Source organism: Pseudomonas fluorescens (assembly GCF_002837185.1).
In the GTDB taxonomy this organism is placed as follows: domain Bacteria; phylum Pseudomonadota; class Gammaproteobacteria; order Pseudomonadales; family Pseudomonadaceae; genus Aquipseudomonas; species Aquipseudomonas fluorescens_AM.
The window spans coordinates 115,904-137,969 of record NZ_KZ477992.1; the positions used below are offsets into that span (position 1 = coordinate 115,904).

General features: G+C 61.4%; 21 protein-coding genes. 13 read left to right on the plus strand and 8 right to left on the minus strand.

Annotation, left to right across the window (positions count from 1 at the left end; genetic code table 11):
• The first annotated feature begins 1 nt into the window (after nucleotide 1).
• A complete protein-coding gene (locus CIB54_RS10200) occupies nucleotides 2-292 on the plus strand; it encodes a PTS sugar transporter subunit IIB (RefSeq protein WP_101219712.1) in 291 nt (96 codons plus the stop codon).
• Between the two features lie 120 nt (nucleotides 293-412).
• Here CIB54_RS10200 and mltF read toward each other — a convergent pair whose 3' ends face one another.
• Nucleotides 413-1,873: a membrane-bound lytic murein transglycosylase MltF gene (gene mltF / locus CIB54_RS10205; RefSeq protein WP_101219713.1), complete on the minus strand. Its 1,461-nt coding sequence runs from the start codon at nucleotides 1,871-1,873 to the stop codon at nucleotides 413-415.
• Between the two features lie 287 nt (nucleotides 1,874-2,160).
• Here mltF and purL point away from each other — a divergent pair, with 287 nt between their 5' ends.
• From purL to CIB54_RS27285, 7 genes are all read left to right on the plus strand, one after another.
• On the plus strand, nucleotides 2,161-6,057 hold the full coding sequence (gene purL / locus CIB54_RS10210; RefSeq protein WP_101219714.1) for a phosphoribosylformylglycinamidine synthase: 3,897 nt from the start codon (nucleotides 2,161-2,163) through the stop codon (nucleotides 6,055-6,057).
• Between the two features lie 4 nt (nucleotides 6,058-6,061).
• Nucleotides 6,062-6,373, plus strand: coding sequence for a YqfO family protein (locus tag CIB54_RS10215; protein WP_003193986.1), 312 nt, complete (start codon nucleotides 6,062-6,064; stop codon nucleotides 6,371-6,373).
• A gap of 319 nt (nucleotides 6,374-6,692) precedes the next feature.
• Nucleotides 6,693-6,971, plus strand: coding sequence for a type II toxin-antitoxin system RelE/ParE family toxin (locus tag CIB54_RS10220; RefSeq protein WP_065951283.1), 279 nt, complete (start codon nucleotides 6,693-6,695; stop codon nucleotides 6,969-6,971).
• Between the two features lie 14 nt (nucleotides 6,972-6,985).
• Nucleotides 6,986-7,273 carry a HigA family addiction module antitoxin gene (locus tag CIB54_RS10225; RefSeq protein WP_057013199.1) on the plus strand — a complete coding sequence of 96 codons (288 nt, stop codon included), beginning with the start codon at nucleotides 6,986-6,988 and terminating at the stop codon, nucleotides 7,271-7,273.
• A 351-nt stretch (nucleotides 7,274-7,624) separates the two neighbouring features.
• Nucleotides 7,625-7,885 carry a DUF6124 family protein gene (locus CIB54_RS10230; RefSeq protein WP_101219715.1) on the plus strand — a complete coding sequence of 87 codons (261 nt, stop codon included), beginning with the start codon at nucleotides 7,625-7,627 and terminating at the stop codon, nucleotides 7,883-7,885.
• A 334-nt stretch (nucleotides 7,886-8,219) separates the two neighbouring features.
• Complete coding sequence (locus tag CIB54_RS10235; RefSeq protein ID WP_101219716.1) at nucleotides 8,220-9,158, plus strand: pectate lyase family protein; 939 nt, start codon at nucleotides 8,220-8,222, stop codon at nucleotides 9,156-9,158.
• Between the two features lie 246 nt (nucleotides 9,159-9,404).
• Nucleotides 9,405-9,926, plus strand: a complete 522-nt coding sequence (locus CIB54_RS27285; RefSeq protein ID WP_157829703.1) for a hypothetical protein — start codon at nucleotides 9,405-9,407, stop codon at nucleotides 9,924-9,926.
• Nucleotides 9,927-10,121: 195 nt separating this feature from the next.
• Here the strand turns inward: CIB54_RS27285 and nagE are convergent, their stop codons facing one another.
• The 7 genes from nagE to CIB54_RS10275 all read right to left on the minus strand — a co-directional run bounded on the left by nagE (nucleotide 10,122) and on the right by CIB54_RS10275 (nucleotide 18,653).
• Nucleotides 10,122-11,828, minus strand: a complete 1,707-nt coding sequence (gene nagE, locus CIB54_RS10245) for an N-acetylglucosamine-specific PTS transporter subunit IIBC (protein ID WP_101219718.1) — start codon at nucleotides 11,826-11,828, stop codon at nucleotides 10,122-10,124.
• A gap of 26 nt (nucleotides 11,829-11,854) precedes the next feature.
• A complete protein-coding gene (gene ptsP / locus CIB54_RS10250) occupies nucleotides 11,855-14,392 on the minus strand; it encodes a phosphoenolpyruvate--protein phosphotransferase (RefSeq protein WP_101219719.1) in 2,538 nt (845 codons plus the stop codon).
• A 30-nt stretch (nucleotides 14,393-14,422) separates the two neighbouring features.
• On the minus strand, nucleotides 14,423-15,445 hold the full coding sequence (locus tag CIB54_RS10255) for an SIS domain-containing protein (protein ID WP_101219720.1): 1,023 nt from the start codon (nucleotides 15,443-15,445) through the stop codon (nucleotides 14,423-14,425).
• Nucleotides 15,426-16,532: an N-acetylglucosamine-6-phosphate deacetylase gene (nagA, locus tag CIB54_RS10260; RefSeq protein WP_101219721.1), complete on the minus strand. Its 1,107-nt coding sequence runs from the start codon at nucleotides 16,530-16,532 to the stop codon at nucleotides 15,426-15,428. The genes CIB54_RS10255 and nagA overlap by 20 nt, the downstream gene beginning before the upstream one ends.
• A gap of 10 nt (nucleotides 16,533-16,542) precedes the next feature.
• The gene (locus CIB54_RS10265) at nucleotides 16,543-17,301 is read right to left on the minus strand and encodes a GntR family transcriptional regulator (RefSeq protein ID WP_065951291.1); all 759 of its coding nucleotides are present in this window, start codon (nucleotides 17,299-17,301) and stop codon (nucleotides 16,543-16,545) included.
• 262 nt (nucleotides 17,302-17,563) lie between these two features.
• Nucleotides 17,564-18,067 (minus strand): L,D-transpeptidase family protein, encoded by a 504-nt coding sequence (locus CIB54_RS10270; protein ID WP_101219722.1) that lies wholly within the window; start codon nucleotides 18,065-18,067, stop codon nucleotides 17,564-17,566.
• Nucleotides 18,068-18,104: 37 nt separating this feature from the next.
• Nucleotides 18,105-18,653, minus strand: a complete 549-nt coding sequence (locus CIB54_RS10275; RefSeq protein ID WP_065951293.1) for an NUDIX hydrolase — start codon at nucleotides 18,651-18,653, stop codon at nucleotides 18,105-18,107.
• A 146-nt stretch (nucleotides 18,654-18,799) separates the two neighbouring features.
• On the opposite strand from CIB54_RS10275, the gene CIB54_RS10280 reads away from it, so the two are divergent.
• From CIB54_RS10280 to purT, 5 genes are all read left to right on the plus strand, one after another.
• Nucleotides 18,800-19,402: a CoA pyrophosphatase gene (locus CIB54_RS10280; protein ID WP_017736785.1), complete on the plus strand. Its 603-nt coding sequence runs from the start codon at nucleotides 18,800-18,802 to the stop codon at nucleotides 19,400-19,402.
• A gap of 35 nt (nucleotides 19,403-19,437) precedes the next feature.
• Nucleotides 19,438-19,962, plus strand: coding sequence for a gamma carbonic anhydrase family protein (locus CIB54_RS10285; RefSeq protein WP_101219723.1), 525 nt, complete (start codon nucleotides 19,438-19,440; stop codon nucleotides 19,960-19,962).
• Nucleotides 19,959-20,174, plus strand: coding sequence for a DUF1289 domain-containing protein (locus CIB54_RS10290; RefSeq protein WP_065951295.1), 216 nt, complete (start codon nucleotides 19,959-19,961; stop codon nucleotides 20,172-20,174). Before CIB54_RS10285 ends, CIB54_RS10290 begins: the two co-directional genes overlap by 4 nt.
• A gap of 149 nt (nucleotides 20,175-20,323) precedes the next feature.
• A complete protein-coding gene (locus CIB54_RS10295) occupies nucleotides 20,324-20,791 on the plus strand; it encodes a VUT family protein (protein ID WP_101219724.1) in 468 nt (155 codons plus the stop codon).
• 70 nt (nucleotides 20,792-20,861) lie between these two features.
• On the plus strand, nucleotides 20,862-22,043 hold the full coding sequence (gene purT / locus CIB54_RS10300) for a formate-dependent phosphoribosylglycinamide formyltransferase (RefSeq protein WP_065951296.1): 1,182 nt from the start codon (nucleotides 20,862-20,864) through the stop codon (nucleotides 22,041-22,043).
• Nucleotides 22,044-22,066 lie beyond the last annotated feature (23 nt).

Here is a 22,066-nt window from a genome sequence, read left to right on the forward strand (position 1 = left end):
CATGTTCGAGAAATTGCAGCAGGCGTTCTGGAAAGCCCTGACGCCGGATCTGATTGCGGAAACGGTCGCAGCGCCGGCGGGGGAGAGCCTGTTACCGGTCGATGTGCTGAGCGCATTGGGCGGCGAGGCCAACCTCAGGTCGCAACAACGCGTAGCGCTGACGCGGGTGCGGGTGCAGTTGAAAGAGGCGGGGCGGTTGGATGAGTCAGCGCTGAAAGCGGCGGGCGTGCCGGGCGTCATGGTGTTGGCGGGGGGCGTGGTCCATCTGCTCACCGGTCTCCAAGCCAAGTAGAGGTCAAAATGTGGGTGGGGGCTTGCCCCCGATGGCGGTCTGTCAGTCAATCCATCCAGTGACTGACACTCCCTCATCGGGGGCAAGCCCCCTCCCACATTGCTCTATGGAGCATTGGGTTTACAGCTGCGGGGTTTCTTCCGGCGGCTTGGTCTTGTCCACACCCGGCACATGCAGGTTGCCTTCCACCACCTGGTTACCTTCCAGCTGCGGTTGGGTCACCCAGGTCAGAATGTCGTAGTAGCGTCGGATGTTCGCCACAAAATGCACCGGCTCGCCGCCCCGGGCATAACCGTAGCGCGTCTTGCTGTACCACTGCTTCTGCGACAGGCGCGGCAGCATTTTCTTCACATCCAGCCATTTGTTCGGGTTAAGGCCTTCCTTCTTGGCCAGAAGGCGCGCGTCGTCCAGGTGCCCGGTGCCGACGTTGTAGGCCGCGAGGGCAAACCAGGTACGGTCGGGCTCGGCGATCTTGTCGTCCAGCTCGTCCTTGATCTTGGCCAGGTACTTGGCGCCGCCCATGATGCTTTGCCTGGCATCCAGGCGATTGGACACACCCATTGCCTGGGCGGTGTTCTGGGTCAGCATCATCAAGCCGCGCACGCCGGTCTTGGATGTAACCGCCGGCTGCCACAGCGATTCCTGGTAGCCGATGGCCGCCAACAGTCGCCAGTCGACCTTTTCTTCCTTGGCGTAGGCGCGAAAGTGCTTCTCGTATTTGGGCAGGCGCTGTTGCAAATGCTGGGCGAAGGTATAGGCGCCGACATACCCCAGTACATCGACGTGCCCGTAATAGCGATCTTTCAGACGCTGGAGGGTGCCGTTCTTCTCGACCTTGTCCAGGTAACTGTTGATCTCGTTGAGCAGGCTGTTGTCAACGCCTGCGGCCACGGCCCAGCTCTGGTTGCTGGCATTGCCCAGATCGAACGCGACCCGCACGTTGGGGAAGTACACCTGGTTCATGGCGACTTCGTTGGAGTCCACCAGGGTCAGGTCGATTTGCCCTTCGTCGACCATGCGCAGCAGATCGACCACCTCAACGGCATCGGATTCTTCGTATTCGATGGCAGGGTTCTGTTTTTTAAGCGTCGCCAACTGCTCGGCGTGGGTGCTGCCCTTGAGCACCATGATCTTCTTGCCGACCAGGTCCGCCGCATTGGTCGGCCGTGACTGGCCGTTGCGGTAGATGATCTGCGGCGTCACTTCGAGGTACGGGTGGGAAAAGCGCACCTGCTGCTGGCGCTGCTCGCTGCTGACCAGGCCGGCGGCGGCGAGCACCGGACCGTTGGGCTTGCCCAACTGGCCGAACAGGTCATCGAGGTTGTCGGCGGTTTCGATTTCCAGCTTGACGCCCAGGTCATCGGCAAAACGCTTGACCAGTTCGTATTCGAAACCGGTTTCCCCGTTGCGGTCCTGGAAATAGGTAGCCGGGCTGTTCCGGGTAACCACCCGCAATACGCCATCCTCCTTGATTCGCTCGAGCGTGCTGGGTTTATCAACACAGGCGCTGAGCATCAGGAAGAGTCCGGTGACGATGAGCCATTTGGCGCATCGCGGGCGCAAAGCAGTTGGGGAGAACATCTGCGCAGTATACGCAAACGGCCCACGGCGCCATATCTCGACAGCGGCACACTTGTCTGCTAGTCGCTGCGAAACTGTGCTGCATCCCGCAGAAACGCGGCCTGACGCGTGATTGTGACGGTTAAAATATCTGCGCCCGATGCCATGGAATGCCCCTCGACACCGCGCAAACCGTGCCAACTGACGTTCGGCAGCGGCCACCGGTAGCGTTTCGGGTGCCGTGGGCGAAGGTTTACGCTAGAATGCACGGCCTCAAAGCACACCCCCTTCCCGAGGCTGTCCCGAAGATGTTGATCCTGCGCGGCGCTCCTGCCCTTTCTGCCTTTCGCCACAGCAAACTCCTTGAGCAACTGAGCCAGAAGGTTCCAGCTGTTACAGGCCTGTATGCTGAATTTGCTCACTTCGCCGACGTAACCGGCGTCTTGACCGCCGACGAACAGCAAGTGCTCGCACGCCTTCTGAAGTACGGCCCCAGCGTTCCCGTTCAAGAGCCGACCGGCCGCTTGTTCCTGGTGCTGCCGCGGTTCGGCACCATCTCGCCGTGGTCGAGCAAGGCCAGTGACATCGCCCGCAACTGCGGCCTGGACAAAATCCAGCGCCTGGAGCGTGGTATCGCGTTCTACGTGGCCGGCCAGTTCAGCGATGCCGACGCCGAGCTGATCGCCAGCAGCCTGCACGATCGCATGACCCAGATCATCGTCAGCCAGTTGGAGCAGGCTGCCGGGCTGTTCAGCCACGCCGAAGCCAGGCCACTGACGGCGATCGACCTGCTCGGCGGTGGCCGCGCCGCCCTCGAGAAGGCCAATACCGAACTGGGCCTGGCCCTGGCCGAAGACGAGATCGACTACCTGGTCAACGCCTTTACCGGCTTGAAGCGCAACCCCCACGACATCGAACTGATGATGTTCGCCCAGGCCAACTCCGAGCATTGCCGTCACAAGATCTTCAACGCCAGTTGGGACATCGACGGCCAGAGCCAGGAAAAAAGCCTGTTCGGCATGATCAAGAACACCTACGTGATGCACAGCGAAGGCGTTCTGTCGGCTTATAAGGACAACGCCTCGGTGATCGTCGGCTCCGTCGCCGGCCGCTTCTTCCCGGACCCGGAAACCCGCCAGTACGGCGCGGTGCAGGAGCCGGTGCACATCCTGATGAAGGTTGAAACCCACAACCACCCGACTGCGATTGCCCCATTCCCTGGCGCAGCTACCGGTTCGGGCGGCGAAATCCGTGACGAAGGTGCCACCGGCCGGGGCGCCAAGCCCAAGGCGGGCCTTACCGGGTTCACCGTGTCCAACCTGCAGATCCCAGGCTTCGAACAGCCATGGGAAGTGCCGTACGGCAAGCCCGAGCGCATCGTCACCGCGCTGGACATCATGATCGAAGGCCCGCTGGGCGGCGCCGCGTTCAACAACGAATTCGGGCGCCCGGCGCTGACCGGTTACTTCCGTACCTTCGAACAATCCATCACCACCCCTCGTGGGGATGAAGTGCGCGGCTACCACAAGCCGATCATGTTGGCCGGCGGCATGGGCAACATCCGTGAAGAACACGTCAAGAAAGGCGAGATCCTGGTCGGTTCCAAGCTGATCGTGCTCGGCGGCCCGGCGATGTTGATCGGCCTGGGTGGCGGCGCTGCCTCTTCCATGGCCACCGGCACCAGTTCGGCCGACCTCGACTTCGCTTCCGTACAGCGCGAAAACCCCGAGATGGAACGCCGCTGCCAGGAAGTCATCGACCGTTGCTGGCAGTTGGGTGACAAGAACCCGATCAGCTTCATCCACGACGTCGGCGCCGGTGGTTTGTCCAACGCCTTCCCGGAACTGGTCAACGATGGCGACCGTGGTGGCCGTTTCGAGCTGCGCAACATTCCAAACGACGAGCCGGGCATGGCCCCGCACGAAATCTGGAGCAACGAATCCCAGGAACGCTACGTACTGGCCGTTGGCCCTGAAGACTTTGCGCGCTTCCAGGCCATCTGCGAACGCGAGCGCTGCCCGTTTGCCGTGGTCGGCGAAGCCACTGCCGAGCCGCAGCTTACTGTTACAGATAGCCACTTCGGCAACAGCCCGGTGGACATGCCGCTCGAAGTGCTGCTGGGCAAAGCCCCGCGCATGCACCGTTCGGCGGTACGTGAAAGCGAGCTGGGCGATGATTTCGACCCAAGCACGCTGGACTTGTCCGACAGCATCGAGCGCGTGCTGCACCACCCGGCCGTGGCGAGCAAAAGCTTCCTGATCACCATCGGCGACCGCACCATCACCGGCCTGGTTGCCCGTGACCAAATGGTCGGTCCGTGGCAGGTGCCGGTAGCCGACGTTGCCGTCACCGCCACCAGCTTCGACGTCTACACCGGTGAAGCCATGGCCATGGGCGAGCGTACGCCGCTGGCCCTGCTGGACGCTCCGGCGTCGGGCCGCATGGCCATCGGTGAAACCCTGACCAACATCGCGGCCTCGCGCATCGGCAAGCTGTCCGACATCAAACTGTCGGCCAACTGGATGTCCGCTGCCGGTCACCCGGGTGAAGATGCACGCCTCTACGACACGGTCAAAGCCGTCGGCATGGAGCTGTGCCCTGAGCTGGGTATCACCATTCCGGTGGGCAAGGACTCCATGTCCATGGCCACCCGTTGGAACGAGGGCGGCACCGACAAGAGCGTCACCTCGCCGCTGTCGTTGATCGTCACCGGTTTCGCGCCGGTCACTGACATCCGCCAGACCCTGACCCCGCAATTGCGCATGGACAAGGGCACCACCGATCTGATCCTGATCGACCTGGGCCGTGGCCAGAACCGCATGGGCGCCTCGATCCTGGCGCAGACTCACGGCAAGCTCGGCAGACACGCGCCGGATGTCGACGACGCCGAAGACCTCAAAGCGTTCTTTGCCGTGATCCAGGGCTTGAATGCCGACGGTCACGTGTTGGCATACCACGACCGTTCCGACGGTGGTTTGCTGACCAGCGTCGTGGAAATGGCCTTCGCCGGTCATTGCGGCCTGAACATCGTGCTCGACAGCGTTGCCGAGGATGCCGCCGAGATCAACGGCATCCTGTTCAACGAAGAGTTGGGGGCGGTGATCCAGGTGCGCCAGGACGCTACCCCGGATGTGCTCGCACAGTTCAGCGCCGCCGGCCTGGACGACTGCGTGGCGGTGATTGGCCAGCCAATCAACAACGGTGAAGTCAATATCTCCTTCAATGGCGACACCGTATTTGCCGGCCAGCGCCGTCTGCTGCAACGCCAGTGGGCAGAGACCAGTTATCAGGTCCAGCGCCTGCGCGACAACGTCGACTGCGCCGAGCAGGAATTCGACGCGATCCTGGAAGAAGACAATCCGGGCCTGAGCACCATGCTCAGCTTCGACGTCAACCAGGACATCGCCGCGCCCTACATCAAGAAAGGCATCCGCCCACAGGTTGCCGTGCTGCGTGAGCAGGGCGTCAACGGCCAGGTGGAAATGGCGGCGGCGTTCGACCGTGCCGGGTTCAATGCGATCGACGTGCACATGAGCGACATCCTCGCCGGTCGCGTCGACCTCAACGAGTTCAAAGGCCTGGTGGCCTGCGGTGGTTTCTCCTACGGCGACGTACTGGGTGCCGGCGAAGGCTGGGCCAAGTCGGCCCTGTTCAACAGCCGCGCCCGCGACGCGTTCCAGGGTTTCTTCGAGCGCAACGACAGCTTCACCCTGGGCGTGTGCAACGGTTGCCAGATGATGTCCAACCTCAGCGAACTGATCCCGGGCAGCGAGTTCTGGCCGCACTTTGTGCGTAACCGTTCCGAGCAGTTCGAAGCCCGTGTCGCCATGGTGCAGGTGCAGGAATCCAACTCGATCTTCCTGCAGGGCATGGCCGGTTCGCGCATGCCAATCGCCATCGCCCACGGCGAAGGCCATGCCGAGTTCGCCAGCGAAGAAGCGCTGCTCGAAGCTGACCTGTCCGGCACCGTGGCCCTGCGCTTTGTCGATAACCACGGCAAAGTCACCGAAAGCTACCCGGCCAACCCGAACGGCTCGCCGCGCGGGATCACCGGCCTCACCAGCCGCGACGGTCGCGTCACCATCATGATGCCGCACCCGGAGCGCGTATTCCGCGCCGTGCAGAACTCGTGGCGCCCGGAAGAGTGGAACGAAGACGGCGCCTGGATGCGCATGTTCCGCAACGCCCGTGTGTGGGTGAACTAAGGCCGTGTACAAGCTCGCCTTCTTCGTACCCGACAGCCACGTGGAGACGGTGAAAACCGCCGTCTTCGCCGCCGGCGGCGGGCGCATCGGCGACTACGACAGCTGCGCCTGGCAAGTGCTGGGCCAGGGCCAATTCCGCGCGCTGGACGGCAGCCAGCCGTTTATCGGGCAGGTGGGCCAGGTTGAAGTGGTTGAGGAATGGAAGGTTGAGCTGGTGGTGGCGGATGAGTTGATTGTGGCTGTAGTGGCTGCTTTGAAGCTGAGCCATCCGTATGAGACACCGGCGTACGAGGTGTGGCAGTTGGCGGATTTTTAATCGGCTGGCTGTATAAACAAGCAACCCGCTGGGCCAGTTTGGTCAGCGGGTTTTTTGTTGCCTTTCAAGGCCTCTCGGGGGCAAGCCCCCTCCCACATTTTGAATTGCGAATACCTTCAGGTGTGGGAGGGGGCTTGCCCCCGATGGCGTCCGCCCAGGCGCCTCAGACCTTTCCGACAAGCCTTTCAGGTTGTCCCTCGGAACCTGTCTTCCTAGCCTATCGGTTTGAATTTTCTAGGCGGTGCAGTGATATGAGTCTGACGATCAAGACCGATATGCGGTTATTGCAGAGTGTGATGTATCACATCACAATCGCACCATGATCGTTAGTTGGAAACATAAAGGCCTTCGTGTTTTTTATGAAACTGGCTCAACCAAAGGGATCAATGCGAACCATGCAAATCGCTTGCGCCGTGTCTTGCTGATTTTAGACAGTGCGAGTCACTGGAGCGATCTGGAACTGCCAGGTTGGCGCTTCCATCGCTTGAAGGGAGACCTTGTCGACTATTGGTCGGTGAGCATCACTGGCAACTGGCGAATCATATTTCGTATGTTCGACGATCAGGTCGAGCTGGTCGACTATCTCGATTACCACTGAGAAGGGGTCTGTTTATGGGTATGCACAATCCTCCTCACCCAGGAGAAATACTGCTTGAGGATGTTATTCCGGGGCTCGGAATGACCATCACTGAAGTGGCAAGGCGCCTGGGTTTCGCCAGGGAGACCTTTTCCAGAATTCTTCACGGACACGCGCCGGTCAGTCCTGATCTGGCGGTACGGCTGGAGCGCGCTGGCATCAGTAAAGCTCAGATGTGGCTCTCAATGCAGAGCAGCTATGACCTGTGGCAGGCAGAACATCGAGAACAGCCTGTTATTGAGCGGTTTGCTCGGGTTGAGTAAATGAGGTCAAAGAGCCCGGCTTAGACCGGGTTTTTGTTGCGTGCTGGATCTACATCTCTCGGAGATTTCCGACAAGCCTTTCAGGTTGTCCGTCGGAACTCGCACAACTAACCTTCGCCAGTCGCTGCCAATTCAGCGACCGGGACTGCAAGCCCGCCGAAATAATGTTAGGAGCTCGGAAGCGCCGCTATAATCGTGGCGCTTTTCATGGTCATCGTTTTCTGGTGGCTGTGCGCGGGAGACCTTTGGGTCTGCCGAGGTGCTCCTGACTCGGTCTTGCAGACCCGCGCACAGCTGCCACCCATCATCTGCAAGTGATGCTGACAGCTCCTATTTTTCAGGAGTTTTACCATGAGCCCAAACCCCCCATCTGATTCCCCGCCCACCGACCAAATCTTCACCGTCCTGACCCACCTGAACAGCGAAACCCTGCTCGCCAACGCCTCTCAAGACCTGGCATCGGTACAGGCACTGGCGAGTAATCTGGCATTTGATGTCGACGGTCCCCAGCGTGATGCCGTGCTGGGTATTCATCGAATGGTGGAGGGCATTCAGTTGATGGCGGAACGGGTGCTGGATCTTCGCGAAGTGTCAGCAGCCACCGCCAACTGATCATTCCCGCGCGGAGCATGGCGACGATCAATACTGCGTTGACAAGAAACCCGCTGGGCCAGTTTGGCCAGCGGGTTTTTTGTTGGCTGTAACGACCTTGTCGCGAGCAAGCCCGGCTCTCATGTTTGAGCGCATGGACATGTGTATATCCATCCACGCTTGACGCCATTTCTTTCACATGGCACTGTATAAATGTACAGCATGTGGGGTTTCGGCAATACGTGACGTTCAGTCGGTTGCGCCGCCAATCATCCCACTGTGCACATGACCAGGACGGTCATGTTTCATTCTTGACCCGATCATCGGGTCCCATGTTGAAAGAGAGGGAACTCCTATGTCTTATCCAGAAAGCAAACTCACCGGCATGACCGGCTTCGCCAAAGCCGCTAAGGTCACTGGCGGCTGGTCCGGTCCGGTTGTCAGCATCACTAACCTGGATCAGCTCAAAACCAATATTGCCGGTTCCACACCCCGCGTGCTGGTGATCAATAGCAATATCTCGGCGTCCAGTTTGACCAAGGTCTCCATGGGTTCAAATAAAACCCTGGTCGGTTCGTTCCAGAACCGCACGCTCAACAACATTCACTTGCGTGCGACACCTGAGTCGCAAAACATCATTTTTCAGAACATCGTTTTCCAGCACTCGGGGGGTATCAAGGCCAATGATGATATCCAGCTGTACCTCAACTACGGCAGCAAGTACTGGATCGATCACTGCTCCTTTGTCGGCCATGACTGGTCCGCCAACGATGGCAGCCTCGACAAGCTGTTATACATCGGCGACAAGGCCGACTACGCGACCATCAGCAACTGTTTTTTCGGCAACCACAAGTATGGCCTGATCCTGGGCCACCCGAGCGATGACAACAACACAGCCTTCAATGGTTTCCCACGGCTGACTATTTGCCATAATCGCTTCGAGAATATGGAAGTGCGCGCACCGGGGTTGATGCGTTATGGCTACTTCCATGTCTATAACAACTACATCAACAAGTTTCATCTCGGCTTTACGCTGGCGCAAAACGCCAACATTCTTTCCGAGAGCAACAACTTTGGCGAAGGCAGCGCAAGCAACGGCATGTTGGATGATAAAGGCAACGGTACGTTTACCGATATTGGCAGCGTGCCTGCTATCACGAATCAGAAGTCGCCCAAAGCGCAGTGGACCGCCTCGTCCAATTACACCTACACCTTGAGGACCGCCGCGCAGGCAAAGGATTTCACCGTCAAGAATGCGGGGGCCCAGTCGGTAAGCCTGGTATTCGGTGGCTAAAGCCTGGAAGCTCAGCCACCCCGGTGAGATACCGGCGTGACGTGTGGCAGTTGGCGGATTTCTAATCTGTGCGCTGCATAAACAAGAAACCCGCTGGGCCAGTTTGGTCAGCGGGTTTTTTGTTGGCTGTCAGGGCCTCATCGGCGTCGTGACAGGCGCCCCCGATCTTTCTGACAATACCCAGCGGTTGCCGCTCGGAATCAGCCCCATTAGTTTGATCGACTCATTTAAGCTGAGCCACACTTCATGGACGATACCGAACACCTCAATCGCGAAAGCGACTTTCAAGAAGCCCTCAAAGACGCCAGGCAGGACGAAACCGTCATCTGGAATAAAGTCCAACAAGTCAGTTCCCACAGCCATGTCGCACTCTGTCTTTTGAACGGCACTGCACGCACATTTGAACTCACTGCTGCCAGCTGGGACATCGGTGCTGCGCCAGAGGCATACCTCCTCCATCCTTGGAGCTATCTGACATTCGTTCTGCGAGCACAAATACCTGTCTTTGCCCGAGGACGAGTGTCTACCCAGGCCACACACCGCTTTACCTATAAAAGTGGTGACCAATCCTTCGAGTTCTCGACCTGGCTCAAGGTCAGGAAAAAATACCAAGCCTTCTCTTTTGCGCCGGATACCGTCGCTCAAAGAGAGCACTCAGTTCGCTCCACCGGTAAAGCCCAGTTGCTTTGTTTTTCAGCGATTACCCAAGCCATGGCCAATCTGCCCTATCACTACGCGGTGGCTGTCAGTCTTGGGGGGCAATACTGAGGCTACCGAAATTGTTGATGGGTCGGAGATTGTCGAAACCCGCTAGCCCAGTTTGGCCAGCGTTTTTTTTGTTGGCGGTTCTGGCCTCATCGGGGGCAAGCCCCCTCCCACATTTTGATCGGTGCCGGACTTGGCAATGCGGTCAAGTGTGGGAGGGGGCTTGCCCCCGATGAGGCCAGAACAACCACGACATCTCTAAACCCTGGCGCCGACCTCACGGCCACTGACCAACCGCTCCAACGCCTCACCCAACCCGGATGCCCTGTCGCCCATCAACAGATGCCAAACACCGCTGTCGAGCTGACTTACCCCTTGGCAGCCCAGCGCAGTGAGCTGAGCCTCAGACAACCGCGAATCATCCCCCAACTCCACCCGCAACCGGGTCATCGCCACTGCATCCAGCTGGCGCACATTCTCTCGACCACCCAGCGCGCTCAGCCATTTCTCGGCCTCCTGCACATGCACCGTCACTGGCTTATCCACAGGCGCAACCGCTGCAGGCGCTGCCGCAACAAACCCCGGCATGGCCAAGCGAATTTCATCAGCAATGCTATCGGCCATGGGCCCGACGACCACCTGCAAGCTGCCGCCATTACCTGGCCGTACGACAGCCATGGCGCCCAGCGCTTTGAGTTCAGCATCCACTGCCTTGTTGCGATCCACCATGTCCAAGCGCAGCCGCGTGGTGCAAGCACCCACACTCAGCAAGTTCTCAGCACCGCCCAACGCCTGGATGTAGGCCGTCGCACGCTGGTTGTCGCTCATGGCCTCGGCCTGCACCACCTGGATATCTTCACGACCCGGCGTCTTGAGGTTGAAGCGGCGGATGCAGTAGGTGAACACCGAGTAGTAGATCAGCGCGTAAGCCAAGCCAACCGGGAACACCAGCCAGCCATTGGTGGATTTGCCCCAACCGAGCACCATGTCGATAAACCCACCGGAGAAGGTAAAGCCGAGATGGATATTCAACAGGTTGGTGAGCGCCATCGACAGGCCAGTCAGCAGTGCGTGGATCAGGTACAGGAACGGCGCCAGGAACATGAACGCAAATTCAATCGGTTCCGTCACGCCGGTCAGGAATGAGGTCAGTGCCATCGACAGGAAAATCCCGCCCATCACTTTACGGCGCTCCGGCAACGCATTGCGGTACATCGCCAGACACGCGGCGGGCAGGCCGAACAGCATCACCGGGAACATGCCGGTCATGAATTGGCCGCCTTTCGGGTCGCCGGCGAAGTAGCGGGTCAGGTCGCCGGTCACCACCGCGCCGGTTGCCGGGTCGGTGAAGGTGCCAAACACGAACCACGCCATATTGTTGAGGATGTGGTGCAGGCCGGTGACGATCAGTAAACGGTTGAACACGCCAAACACGAAGGCGCCCAGGCTGCCGCTTTCCATCAGCAACACGCCGAAGCTGTTGATGCCGTGCTGGATCGGCGGCCAGATCAAACCAAAGATCACGCCCAAGCCCACCGCCGAAAAGCCGGTGACAATCGGCACAAACCGTCGCCCGCCAAAGAACGCCAGGTACTCCGGCAGCTTGATGTCCTTGAAGCGGTTATACAGCGCGCCCGCCATCAGGCCACTGGCGATACCGGCGAGCATGCCCATGTTGATCGAGGTGTCCATCACCTTGAGTGTGGAGATCATCACCAGGTAGCCAATCGCCCCCGCCAGGCCGGCCGTGCCGTTGTTGTCGCGGGCAAAGCCCACGGCGATGCCGATGGCGAAGATCAGCGCCAGGTTGGCGAAGATCGCCTGCCCGGCATCGTGCATCACCGCGATGTTGAGCAAATCGGTGTCGCCCAGGCGCAGCAACAGGCCGGCGATCGGCAGGATCGCAATCGGCAGCATCAGGGCGCGGCCCAGGCGTTGCAGGCCTTCGATGAAATGTTGGTACATGGCGTGTCTCCCTATTCTTGTTGTTGTCAGCTCAGCGGCCAGTGGTGTTGACAGGCGTGGCGAACGGCCTTGGCGCTGCTCAGCTCAAGCAGCGTCTGGCTCAGTTGCCGGCATTGCGCCGCGTCCAGGTGACGGACGCGGTCCTTGATTTCGCCGATCTGCGGCGGGCTTACCGACAGTTCGCTGACACCCAGGCCGACCAGTACCGGCGTGGCCAGCGGGTCGGAGGCCAGGGCGCCGCACACGCCGACCCAACGCCCGTGTTTTGCCGCACCGGCGCAGGTCTGGGCGATCAGCCGCAGCAAGGCTGGATGCAGCGCGTCGACGCGGGCAGCCAAGCCTGCGTGGTCGCGATCCATGGCCAGGGTGTACTGGGACAGGTCATTGGTGCCGATGGACAAAAAGTCCGCGTGTTCGGCCAACTGCTCAGCCATCAGCGCGGCGGCGGGCACTTCGATCATCACACCCAGTTCGGGGCGCTGCGTCAGGTTCAGTTCCACGCACAGTTGATCCAGGCGTTGGCGGATCTGCAGCAGTTCGTCCACCTCGCTGACCATCGGCAACAGGATGCGGCAACGCGCCAGCGGCGAGACTTGCAACAGGGCGCGCAGTTGCTGGTCGAGCAGTTCCGGGCGCACCTGGGCCATGCGAATGCCGCGCAGGCCCAATACCGGGTTGGCTTCGACAGGCAGCGGCAGGTAGTCGAGCTGCTTGTCACCGCCCACGTCGATGGTGCGAATGATCACGGACTTGTCGCCCATCGCATCCAGCACGGCCTGATAAGCCTGGCGCTGTTCCTGTTCATCCGGTGCGGTGCGGCGGTCGACGAACAGAAATTCGGTGCGCAGCAAACCGACGCCATCGGCGCCATTTTCAAATGCGTGCCGGGCCTCGCTGCTGGAGGCGACGTTGGCGGCGACTTCAATGCTCACGCCATCGGTGGTGCGTGCCGGTTGTTGCGCCTGGGCGTGTTGCTGCTGGCGACGGAGCTTCTGCGCGTCGCGAATCTGGTGGACTTCAGCATGACGCGCGTCACTGGGGGCCAGTTCCAGCCGGCCATTGACGGCGTCCAGCACCACACGCTGGCCCTGAGGCACATCCAGCACCTCGGCACCCAGCGCGACCACGCAGGGCAAGCCTTTACCCCGCGCAAGAATGGCGACGTGTGACGTGGCGCCGCCTTCGGCCATGCAGATACCCACAGCCTGCTGCTCACTCAACTGCAGCAGATCTGACGGCGTCAGTTCATGGGCACTGACGATCGACCCGGCAGGCAGTTCAAAGTGCCAGGCCTCGCCCAGCAAGGCGCGCAGTACGCGTTGTTGCAGGTCGCGCAGATCGTTGGCGCGCTCGGCAAACAACGGCTTGCCCAGTGCCAGCAGCACCGCGCACTGGGCCTGGATCGCATCACGCCAGGCGTGGGTGGCAGCGCTGCCGTGTGTGATGGCGGCGGTGGCCGCTTCCAGCAGCGCCGGGTCTTCGAGCAGCGCGAGGTGGGCGGCGAAGATGTCTTCCTCCTCGACGTTCTTGCGTTGGCGGGCATGGTCGAGGGTGCTGCGGATTTCATCGCGCACCTGCTGCAGAGCCGTGTCGAGGCGCTGTTGTTGTTCGTCGGCCGAATGGTTGCCGGTGTCTTCCGGCAGCTCGATGCCGGTCAGGCGAAACAGCGGCCCGCACACCAGGCCGGGCGCTGCACAAACGCCTTGCAACACATCGGCTTCCACACTGGTACGACGGGGCGCAGCAGCGGCCACCGGCGCGTGATGGACTTCGCTGACTGCCACGGACAATGCCGCGATCAACCCTTGCAACGCGGCCTCGGCGTCCTTGCCACGGCAACTCACGCGCACTTCGTCGCCTTCGCCAATGCCCAGGCCCATCAAGCCAATCAGGCTGTCGCACGATGCCGACTTGTCAGCGAAGTGCAGGTGCGACTGGCTGCTGAAACCCTGGGCCGTCTTGCGAATCAAGGCGGCGGGGCGGGCATGCAAACCGCCACGGTGGGTGATGCGCACGCTGGCGCTGGCTTCTGAGTCGGCTTTTGAGTCGGCTTTTGAGTTGTAGTTATCCACAGCTGCTTGAACGGTGCTGGTCGCGCGCGCGGCAATCTGCAGCAATGGCTCTCCGACCTTGACCGTTTTCAGCGCCAAAGGCGTCAGTTCAAAGCGATCACTGTTGGTCAGGATGATCAGGCTCACCAGGCTCTTGCACTGACGCGCAATGCGGTCCAGGTCAAATTGCACCAGCGTCTGGCCCTGGCTCACCCGTGCGCCTTCCTTGACCAGCAAGGCAAAGCCTTCGCCATTGAGTTGCACGGTGTCGATGCCCACATGCATCAGCACCTCGGCACCGTTGTCGGCGCGCAGGGTCAGGGCGTGCCCGGTGCGGGCGACATGGATGATCACGCCGTCACAGGGTGCCTGCAGACAGTCGTTCAATGGGTCGATAGCGATACCGTCGCCCATGGCGCCGCTGGCGAACACTTCGTCGGGGACGCTGTTCAGGGCCAGCACCGGCCCACTCAAGGGGGCGCTGAGGGTCAGTCGATTATTGTTGTTGGACATGGGCACGGTACTCATCAGGAAAACGCCGCTTCAGTGGGTGCGGGTGACTTTGCTCAGGTGGCGCGGCTGGTCCGGGTCCATGCCCCGGGCCTCAGCCAGGCCGGCGGCCATCACGTAGAAACTCTGGATCGCCAGGATCGGGTCCAGGCTCGGGTGTTCGGCGCGGCTCAGGGTCAGGTCGCGTTCGGCGATATCGTCCGGCGCGGCCAGCAGCACCCGGGCACCGCGTTGACGCATATCGGCGGCCAGGCTCAACAGCCCGGCCTGCTCGGCGCCCCGTGGGGCGAACACCAGCAGGGGGTAGTTCTCGTCGATCAGCGCCATCGGCCCATGGCGCACCTCGGCGCTGCTGAAAGCTTCGGCCTGGATCGCCGAGGTTTCCTTGAGCTTGAGCGCGGCTTCCTGGGCGACGGCGAAACCGGCGCCACGGCCGATCACCATCAAGCGCTGGCTGCCTTTGAGGGCGTCGACGGCCAGGCGCCAATCCTGTCTGGCGGCGTCGCGCAGGCCATCGGGCAGGGCCTGGCAGGCTTGCAGCAGGTCGGTTTCCTGGTTCCAGTGGCCGATCAACTGCGCGCTGGCGCTGAGGGTGGCGATAAAACTCTTGGTCGCGGCCACGCTGAGTTCCGGCCCGGCGCACAGCGGCACATGGAATTCACACGCGGCTTCCAGCGGCGAGTCTTCGGCATTCACCAACGAAATGCTCAAGGCCCCGCGTTTGCGCAACAGGCGCAGGCTGTTGACCAAGTCCGGGCTCTGCCCCGACTGGGAGAACCCGAACGCCACCTGGCCGCTGACTTTCATTGGCGCCTGCAACAGGGTCACCACCGACATCGGCAACGACGCCACCGGAATGCCCACATGCTGCATGGTCAGGTAGGCGAAGTAGCTGGCGGCATGGTCCGAGCTGCCGCGGGCGATGGTCATCGCCACTTGCGGCGGCTGGCGGCGCAGGCGACCGGCGACTTCCGTCAGCAGCGGGTCCAGGCGTTGCAGTTGTGCGGCGACGGCGTCGCAGGAGGCCAGGGCCTCTTCAAGCATTTTTGAAGTCAATGGTTTCTCCTTCGACCATTACGTCGGTGAGTGTCAGGGAGCGGTCCAGGCGCACGCAGTCGGCGAAGCTGCCGGGTTGCAGGCGGCCGCGCGCTTCCAGGCCCAGGTAGTCCGCGGGAAATTGCGACAAGCGTTGTGAGGCTTCGCTGATAGGCAGGCCGATTTTCACCAGGTTGCGCAGCGCCTGGTCCATGGTCAGGGTGCTGCCGGCCAGGGTGCCGTCGGCCAGGCGTACGCCGCCCAGGCATTTGGTCACGGTGTGGCTGCCCAGCTTGTATTCGCCATCGGGCATGCCGGCGGCGGCGGTGGAGTCGGTGACGCAATACAGGCACGGGATCGAGCGCAGTGCCACGCGCATGGCACCGGGATGCACGTGAAGCAAGTCCGGGATCAACTCGGCGTATTGGGCATGGGCCAGCGCGGCGCCGACGATGCCCGGCTCGCGGTGATGCAGCGGGCTCATGGCGTTGTACAAATGCGTGAAGCTGGTGGCGCCGGCGGCGAGGGCGGCGACGCCTTCTTCATAGCTGCCCAGGGTATGGCCGATCTGCATGCGCACGCCGCGTTCGCTGAGGGCGCGGATCAATGCATCGTGGCCGGCGATTTCCGGGGCGATGGTAATCACCCGGATCGGCGCCAGGCGCAGGTAGGCTTCGACTTCCGCCATCAACGCGGTGTGGGCGAAGTTGGGTTGGGCGCCGAGTTTGCCCGGATTGATGTAAGGGCCTTCCAGGTGCACGCCCAATACCCGGGCGCTGCCCGTCGGACGTTGTTCGCAAAACCTGCCGAGTTCACCGAGGACGCTGGTGATTTCTTCCACCGGCGCCGTCATGGTGGTGGCCAGTAGCGAGGTGGTCCCAAACCGCACGTGGGTACGGGTAATGGTCTCGAAAGCGTGCGCACCTTCCATGATGTCCGCACCGCCGCCGCCGTGCACATGCAGGTCGATAAAGCCCGGCAGCAGGTAGGGCAGGTCGTTGTCGGCCGGGTCGCACGGCGTGCCTTCAATGGCGACCACCTTGCCGTGCTCGTGCACCAGGCGGCCGCGCATCCAGCCGCTGGGCGTGAGGATATTGTCTTCTGACATGGGCAGTTCTCTAGATTCGCAATTCGGCGGAATAGTCATGACGGCGCAGCTCTGCGACAAAGTCGTAGTAGTCGTTGCGGCAGTAGGTGTCGGTGATTTCAATCGGCGTGTTGTCGGCGGTGTAGCCCACGCGGGTCATCAGCAGCATGGCGGTGCCGGGGGCGATGCCCACCAGCTTGGCGAACTCGTCCGAGGCATTGATCGCCTGGATATGCTGCAGGGCGCGCACGATGGGCTTGCCGATGCCTTCCAGGTATTCGTACAGCGAATTGCCGATGGCTTGCGGCTGTGGCAGTACCGAGGCGGGCATGGCGGTCATTTCAATCGCCATCACCGTGTCATCGGCTTTGCGCAGACGCTTGAGGCGCGCCACTTTGTCGGTAGGCGACAGGCACAGGCGGATCAGCTCTTCGTGGGTTGGCGGGGTGATATCGCGTTCCAGCCATTGGGAAGTGGGTACAAAGCCTTTGAGCCGCAACATTTCGCTGAACCCCGACAGGCGCGACAACGGTTGTTCCAGGCGCGGCGTGATGAAGGTGCCGGAGCCCTGGCTGCGGCGGATCAGGCCCTGTGCAAGCAACACCTCCAGCGCTTTGCGGGCGGTCACCCGCGAGATGCTCAACTGCTCGCTGAGGGCGCGTTCCGAGGGCAGGGCCTGCTCGGATTTCCACTGGCCGGCATGGATCGCCGCTTCAAGGCTGCGGGCCAGTTGCAGGTACAGCGGCGTGGATTGCTTGTCGTCGGGGCGCAAGGCCAGGATGGGGTTCATCTGTCAGGTTTCCGATGCGTTATTGGAATGTTGTCGCCCGGTAATGGCCGGAAATTAATACCACTTAAATACCATGTCAATGCTACCAAAACGGTGCGCGCCCCGGTTTCAGGGCTCCTTAACGGTGCCTGGTATCAAGTGGTATTAGAGAGGTCTTTATTGCGCGCACAAACGCACAGCCTGCGCGGTGAACTGGTATTCACCGGCAGGCGCTGCTTGAGGGCAGGAAATATTTTCGAATTATTTTACGAGCGGTCGCCGATCAGGGCCGAATCTCGATCAGGGTGCCGTCCTTGACCAGGCTCCAGACTTCGCGCATGTCCACATTGCGCATGCCGATGCAGCCGTCGGTCCAGTCCAGGGTGTGGAACCACTGCTCCGGGTAGTCTTCGGTGTCGGGCGTGCCGTGGATCATGATCATGCTGCCCGGTTTAACCCCTTCGCGACGCGCGCGGGCGGCGTCGCTGATATTGGGGTAGGAGATGTGCATGGCCAGGTTGAAGCGCTCGCTGGTCTTGCGCCAGTCGATCCAGTAGAAGCCTTCAGGCGTGCGACGGTCGCCCTCGATCAGTTTGTGGCCTTTCGGGTTTTTACCCAGGGATATGCGATAGGTCTTGAGGGGCTTGCCGTCGTTGATCAGTTGCAACTGATGGGCGGATTTGAGCACCAAAACTTTTTCGACAGGTTTGCCGCCGAGGGTTTCCACCGTGGAGGCCGAGGACAGGGCAGCGAACAACACACAGATCAGAGCAAGCAACCAACGCATTGAAACGATTTCCCTTTGGCGACGATTGGCCGGCTTGTTATTGGGCGGGCTTGGACAGGGGAGGCACGGACTCGCTGCGCACCGGGAACAGCTGTTGCGCACGGTCAGCGAAGAAGCATTCTAAGGTACGCCCGACCGTGCGGAAAGCCAGCTCGGACCAAGGGATATCGGCGTGTGCGAACAGCTTCACTTCCAGGCTTTCCTGGCCTGCGGCGAAGTCCAGGTCGGCCAGCTCGGCGCGATAGAAAATATGCACCTGGTTGATGTGCGGCACATTGATCAGGGTATAGAGGCTCAGGTTGCGCACGCGGGCGCAGGCTTCTTCCAGGGTTTCGCGCATGGCGGCCTGTTCCACGGTTTCGCCGTTTTCCATAAAACCGGCGGGCAGGGTCCAGTACCCCAGGCGTGGCTCGATGGCGCGGCGGCACAGCAGCACTTTGTCTTCCCAGACCGGCACGGTACCGGCGACGATATTGGGGTTCTGATAGTGAATGGTCGAGCAGTGGTCGCACACATAGCGCAGGCGTGCGTCGCCTTCGGGAATGCGTTGGGTGACCGTTTTACCGCACTGGCTGCAGAAGTTCATGCTGGGGTTCCTGGAGAGTGGGCCTATCTTGGCTTGGCAGGCAGGGCCCTGCAAGTTGTCGTTTAGCGACACACCGGCGGTTTTGGGGTTGGGCGCCCGTGCGCTTTGGTGCATGATGCAAGGTAGCCAACAGATCGAGATGACTCATGCTGGACGAGCTACTTCGCCGGGTAAGCAATCACACCCCCCACACCCTGGAGACTGACGGGCGTTTCCCCGAGGCCGCGGTGCTGGTACCGATTACCCGCAGCGACGAACCCGAGCTGATCCTGACCCTGCGCGCCAGTGGCCTGTCGACCCATGGCGGCGAAGTGGCCTTTCCCGGCGGGCGCCGTGACCCCGAAGACCCGGACCTGATCTTTACCGCCCTGCGCGAAGCCGAAGAAGAAATCGGCCTGCCGCCGGGGCTGGTCGAGGTCATTGGCCCCTTGAGCCCGCTGATCTCCCTGCACGGCATCCGTGTAACGCCCTACGTGGGCGTGATCCCCGACTATGTCGAGTACCTGGCCAACGACGCCGAAATTGCAGCTGTCTTCAGCGTCCCCCTGGAGTTCTTTCGCCAGGACCCCCGCGAGCACACCCACCGCATCGACTATCAGGGCCGTAGTTGGTATGTGCCAAGCTACAGGTTCGGCGAATACAAGATCTGGGGCCTGACGGCAATCATGATCGTCGAGCTGATCAACCTGCTCTATGACGACGCCAAGATCAGCCTGCACCAGCCACCCAAGAGCTTCATCAATATCTAAGCCAGCCTTTGAATGGCAAGCCGTGAGGGACAACCATGAAATACCGCCTGGGCGATGCCCGCGTCGAGACTCATCCACAAAGCTGGGTAGCACCCAATGCCACGCTGGTGGGCAAGGTCAAGCTGGAGGAGGGCGCCAACGTCTGGTTCAACGCGGTATTGCGTGGCGACAACGAACTGATCCTGATCGGCAGGAACAGCAATGTGCAGGACGGCAGCGTGATGCACACCGACATGGGCTACCCGCTGACCCTCGGCACCGGCGTGACCATCGGCCATAACGCCATGCTGCACGGCTGCACTGTCGACGACTACAGCCTGATCGGCATCAACGCGGTGGTTCTCAATGGCGCCAAAATTGGCAAGCACTGCATCATCGGCGCTAATTCGCTGATCGGCGAAGGCAAGGAAATTCCCGATGGCTCGCTGGTGATGGGGTCGCCGGGCAAGGTGGTACGTGAGCTGACCGAGGCGCAGAAACGCATGCTCGAAGCCAGCGCCGCGCACTATGTGCATAATTCGCAGCGGTATGCGCGTGATCTGGTTGAGCAGGAGCAATGAGTGCGGTTGAACGGCCTGTGGCCTCGCCTTGCGTGAGCATTTGCGCGTTGGACGAGGACGATATCTGCACCGGTTGCCAGCGTACGGTTGACGAGATTACGCGTTGGAGCCGCCTGGACAACGCCGAACGCCGGGTGGTGTTGGGGTTGTGTCATGAGCGGGCGGTGGCCAGTGGTTTAGTGTTTATGGCTTCTGGCAAATCCGGCGCCTGATAGACCGCCATCGGGGGCAAGCCCCCTCCCACCTTTTTGATCTGTGAACACAGTCAAGTGTGGGAGGGGGCTTGCCCCCGATGAGGCCCTTCCAGACGGCCTCCCTGTAATTGTGTACTCTGTGCGGCATCACCCACAGGTCCATCCCCATGCTCTTCCTGATCGCCTATATCAGCAGCGTCGTGCTGATCAACTTCGCCTTCTCCACCGCCCCGCACCTGGACGTGATCTGGTCCGCCTGGGGTGGCCTGGTCTTCATCCTGCGCGACATGGTGCAAACCCGCTTCGGCCACGGTGCGATCATCGCCATGCTGGCGGCGCTGGTGCTGTCGTATATCACTTCCGATCCGTCCATCGCCCTGGCCAGCGCCACGGCGTTCGCGGTGTCCGAATGCATCGACTGGCTGGTGTTCAGCATCACCCGGCGCCCGCTGCACGATCGCCTGTGGATCAGTTCGGCGCTGAGCATTCCCCTGGATACCTTTATCTTCTTCGGCCTGATCGGTGCGCTGACGCCGGCGGTGGCGGGCACGGCGCTGGTGTCGAAATTCGCCGGGGTCACCGTGGTGTGGCTGGTAATGGTCTGGCGCATCCGCCGGCGCGCCGTCGCCAACTGAGGCCAATTTTTACAGTTCATGTAAAATGCCGGCCTTTCTCCCCCATGATCCGCTCCCCTGAGGACCTGAGATGACCCGAATCGGAACTCCATTGTCGCCAACCGCGACCCGCGTTTTGCTGTGTGGCTGCGGTGAGCTGGGCAAGGAAGTGGTAATCGAGCTGCAGCGCCTGGGCGTTGAAGTGATTGCCGTGGATCGCTACGCCAACGCGCCCGCCATGCAGGTGGCGCACCGCAGCCACGTGATCAACATGCTCGACGGCGCCGCCCTGCGCGCCGTCATCGAGGCGGAGAAGCCGCACTTCATCGTGCCGGAAATCGAAGCGATCGCCACGGCGACCCTGGTCGAGCTGGAAGCCGAGGGATTCACCGTGATCCCGACCGCGCGCGCCACCTCGCTGACCATGAACCGTGAAGGCATCCGTCGCCTGGCCGCCGAAGAGCTGGACCTGCCGACCTCGCCGTACCACTTCGCCGATACCTTCGAAGACTACAGCAAGGCCGTGCAGGACCTGGGTTTCCCGTGTGTGGTCAAGCCGGTGATGAGTTCGTCGGGCAAGGGCCAGAGCCTGTTGCGCAGCGCTGACGATGTGCAGAAAGCCTGGGACTACGCGCAGGAAGGCGGGCGGGCCGGCAAGGGCCGGGTGATCATCGAAGGCTTTATCGACTTCGACTACGAAATCACCCTGCTGACCGTGCGCCATATCGGCGGCACTACGTTCTGCGCGCCGGTCGGCCATCGTCAGGAGAAGGGCGACTACCAGGAATCCTGGCAGCCCCAGGCCATGAGCCCGGTTGCCCTGGCCGAGTCCGAGCGGGTTGCCAAGGCGGTGACCGAAGCCTTGGGCGGTCGTGGTCTGTTTGGCGTGGAACTGTTCATCAAGGGCGATCAGGTGTGGTTCAGCGAAGTCTCGCCGCGCCCCCATGACACCGGCCTGGTGACCCTGATTTCCCAGGACCTGTCGCAGTTTGCCCTGCACGCCCGCGCCATCCTCGGCTTGCCGATTCCGTTGATCCGCCAGTTCGGGCCTTCGGCTTCGGCGGTGATTCTGGTGGAGGGGCAGTCGACCCAGACCGCATTCGCCAATCTGGGCGCCGCGTTGAGCGAGCCGGATACGGCGTTGCGTCTGTTTGGCAAGCCTGAAGTCAATGGCCAGCGTCGCATGGGCGTAGCGCTGGCACGGGATGAGTCGATTGCAGCGGCTCGGGCCAAGGCGACCCGGGCTTCCCAAGCCGTTGTGGTCGAGCTTTAAAAGCATCGGGGGCAAGCCCCCTC

Coding starts and splice junctions, on each gene's coding strand:
- CIB54_RS10200 (WP_101219712.1), top strand. CDS start 2: ATGTTCGAGAAATTGCAGCAGGCGTTCTGGAAAGCCCTGACGCCGGAT.
- mltF (WP_101219713.1), bottom strand. CDS start 1,873: ATGTTCTCCCCAACTGCTTTGCGCCCGCGATGCGCCAAATGGCTCATC.
- purL (WP_101219714.1), top strand. CDS start 2,161: ATGTTGATCCTGCGCGGCGCTCCTGCCCTTTCTGCCTTTCGCCACAGC.
- CIB54_RS10220 (WP_065951283.1), top strand. CDS start 6,693: ATGATCGTTAGTTGGAAACATAAAGGCCTTCGTGTTTTTTATGAAACT.
- CIB54_RS10225 (WP_057013199.1), top strand. CDS start 6,986: ATGGGTATGCACAATCCTCCTCACCCAGGAGAAATACTGCTTGAGGAT.
- CIB54_RS10230 (WP_101219715.1), top strand. CDS start 7,625: ATGAGCCCAAACCCCCCATCTGATTCCCCGCCCACCGACCAAATCTTC.
- CIB54_RS10235 (WP_101219716.1), top strand. CDS start 8,220: ATGTCTTATCCAGAAAGCAAACTCACCGGCATGACCGGCTTCGCCAAA.
- CIB54_RS27285 (WP_157829703.1), top strand. CDS start 9,405: ATGGACGATACCGAACACCTCAATCGCGAAAGCGACTTTCAAGAAGCC.
- nagE (WP_101219718.1), bottom strand. CDS start 11,828: ATGTACCAACATTTCATCGAAGGCCTGCAACGCCTGGGCCGCGCCCTG.
- ptsP (WP_101219719.1), bottom strand. CDS start 14,392: ATGTCCAACAACAATAATCGACTGACCCTCAGCGCCCCCTTGAGTGGG.
- nagA (WP_101219721.1), bottom strand. CDS start 16,532: ATGTCAGAAGACAATATCCTCACGCCCAGCGGCTGGATGCGCGGCCGC.
- CIB54_RS10265 (WP_065951291.1), bottom strand. CDS start 17,301: ATGAACCCCATCCTGGCCTTGCGCCCCGACGACAAGCAATCCACGCCG.
- CIB54_RS10270 (WP_101219722.1), bottom strand. CDS start 18,067: ATGCGTTGGTTGCTTGCTCTGATCTGTGTGTTGTTCGCTGCCCTGTCC.
- CIB54_RS10275 (WP_065951293.1), bottom strand. CDS start 18,653: ATGAACTTCTGCAGCCAGTGCGGTAAAACGGTCACCCAACGCATTCCC.
- CIB54_RS10280 (WP_017736785.1), top strand. CDS start 18,800: ATGCTGGACGAGCTACTTCGCCGGGTAAGCAATCACACCCCCCACACC.
- CIB54_RS10285 (WP_101219723.1), top strand. CDS start 19,438: ATGAAATACCGCCTGGGCGATGCCCGCGTCGAGACTCATCCACAAAGC.
- CIB54_RS10290 (WP_065951295.1), top strand. CDS start 19,959: ATGAGTGCGGTTGAACGGCCTGTGGCCTCGCCTTGCGTGAGCATTTGC.
- CIB54_RS10295 (WP_101219724.1), top strand. CDS start 20,324: ATGCTCTTCCTGATCGCCTATATCAGCAGCGTCGTGCTGATCAACTTC.
- purT (WP_065951296.1), top strand. CDS start 20,862: ATGACCCGAATCGGAACTCCATTGTCGCCAACCGCGACCCGCGTTTTG.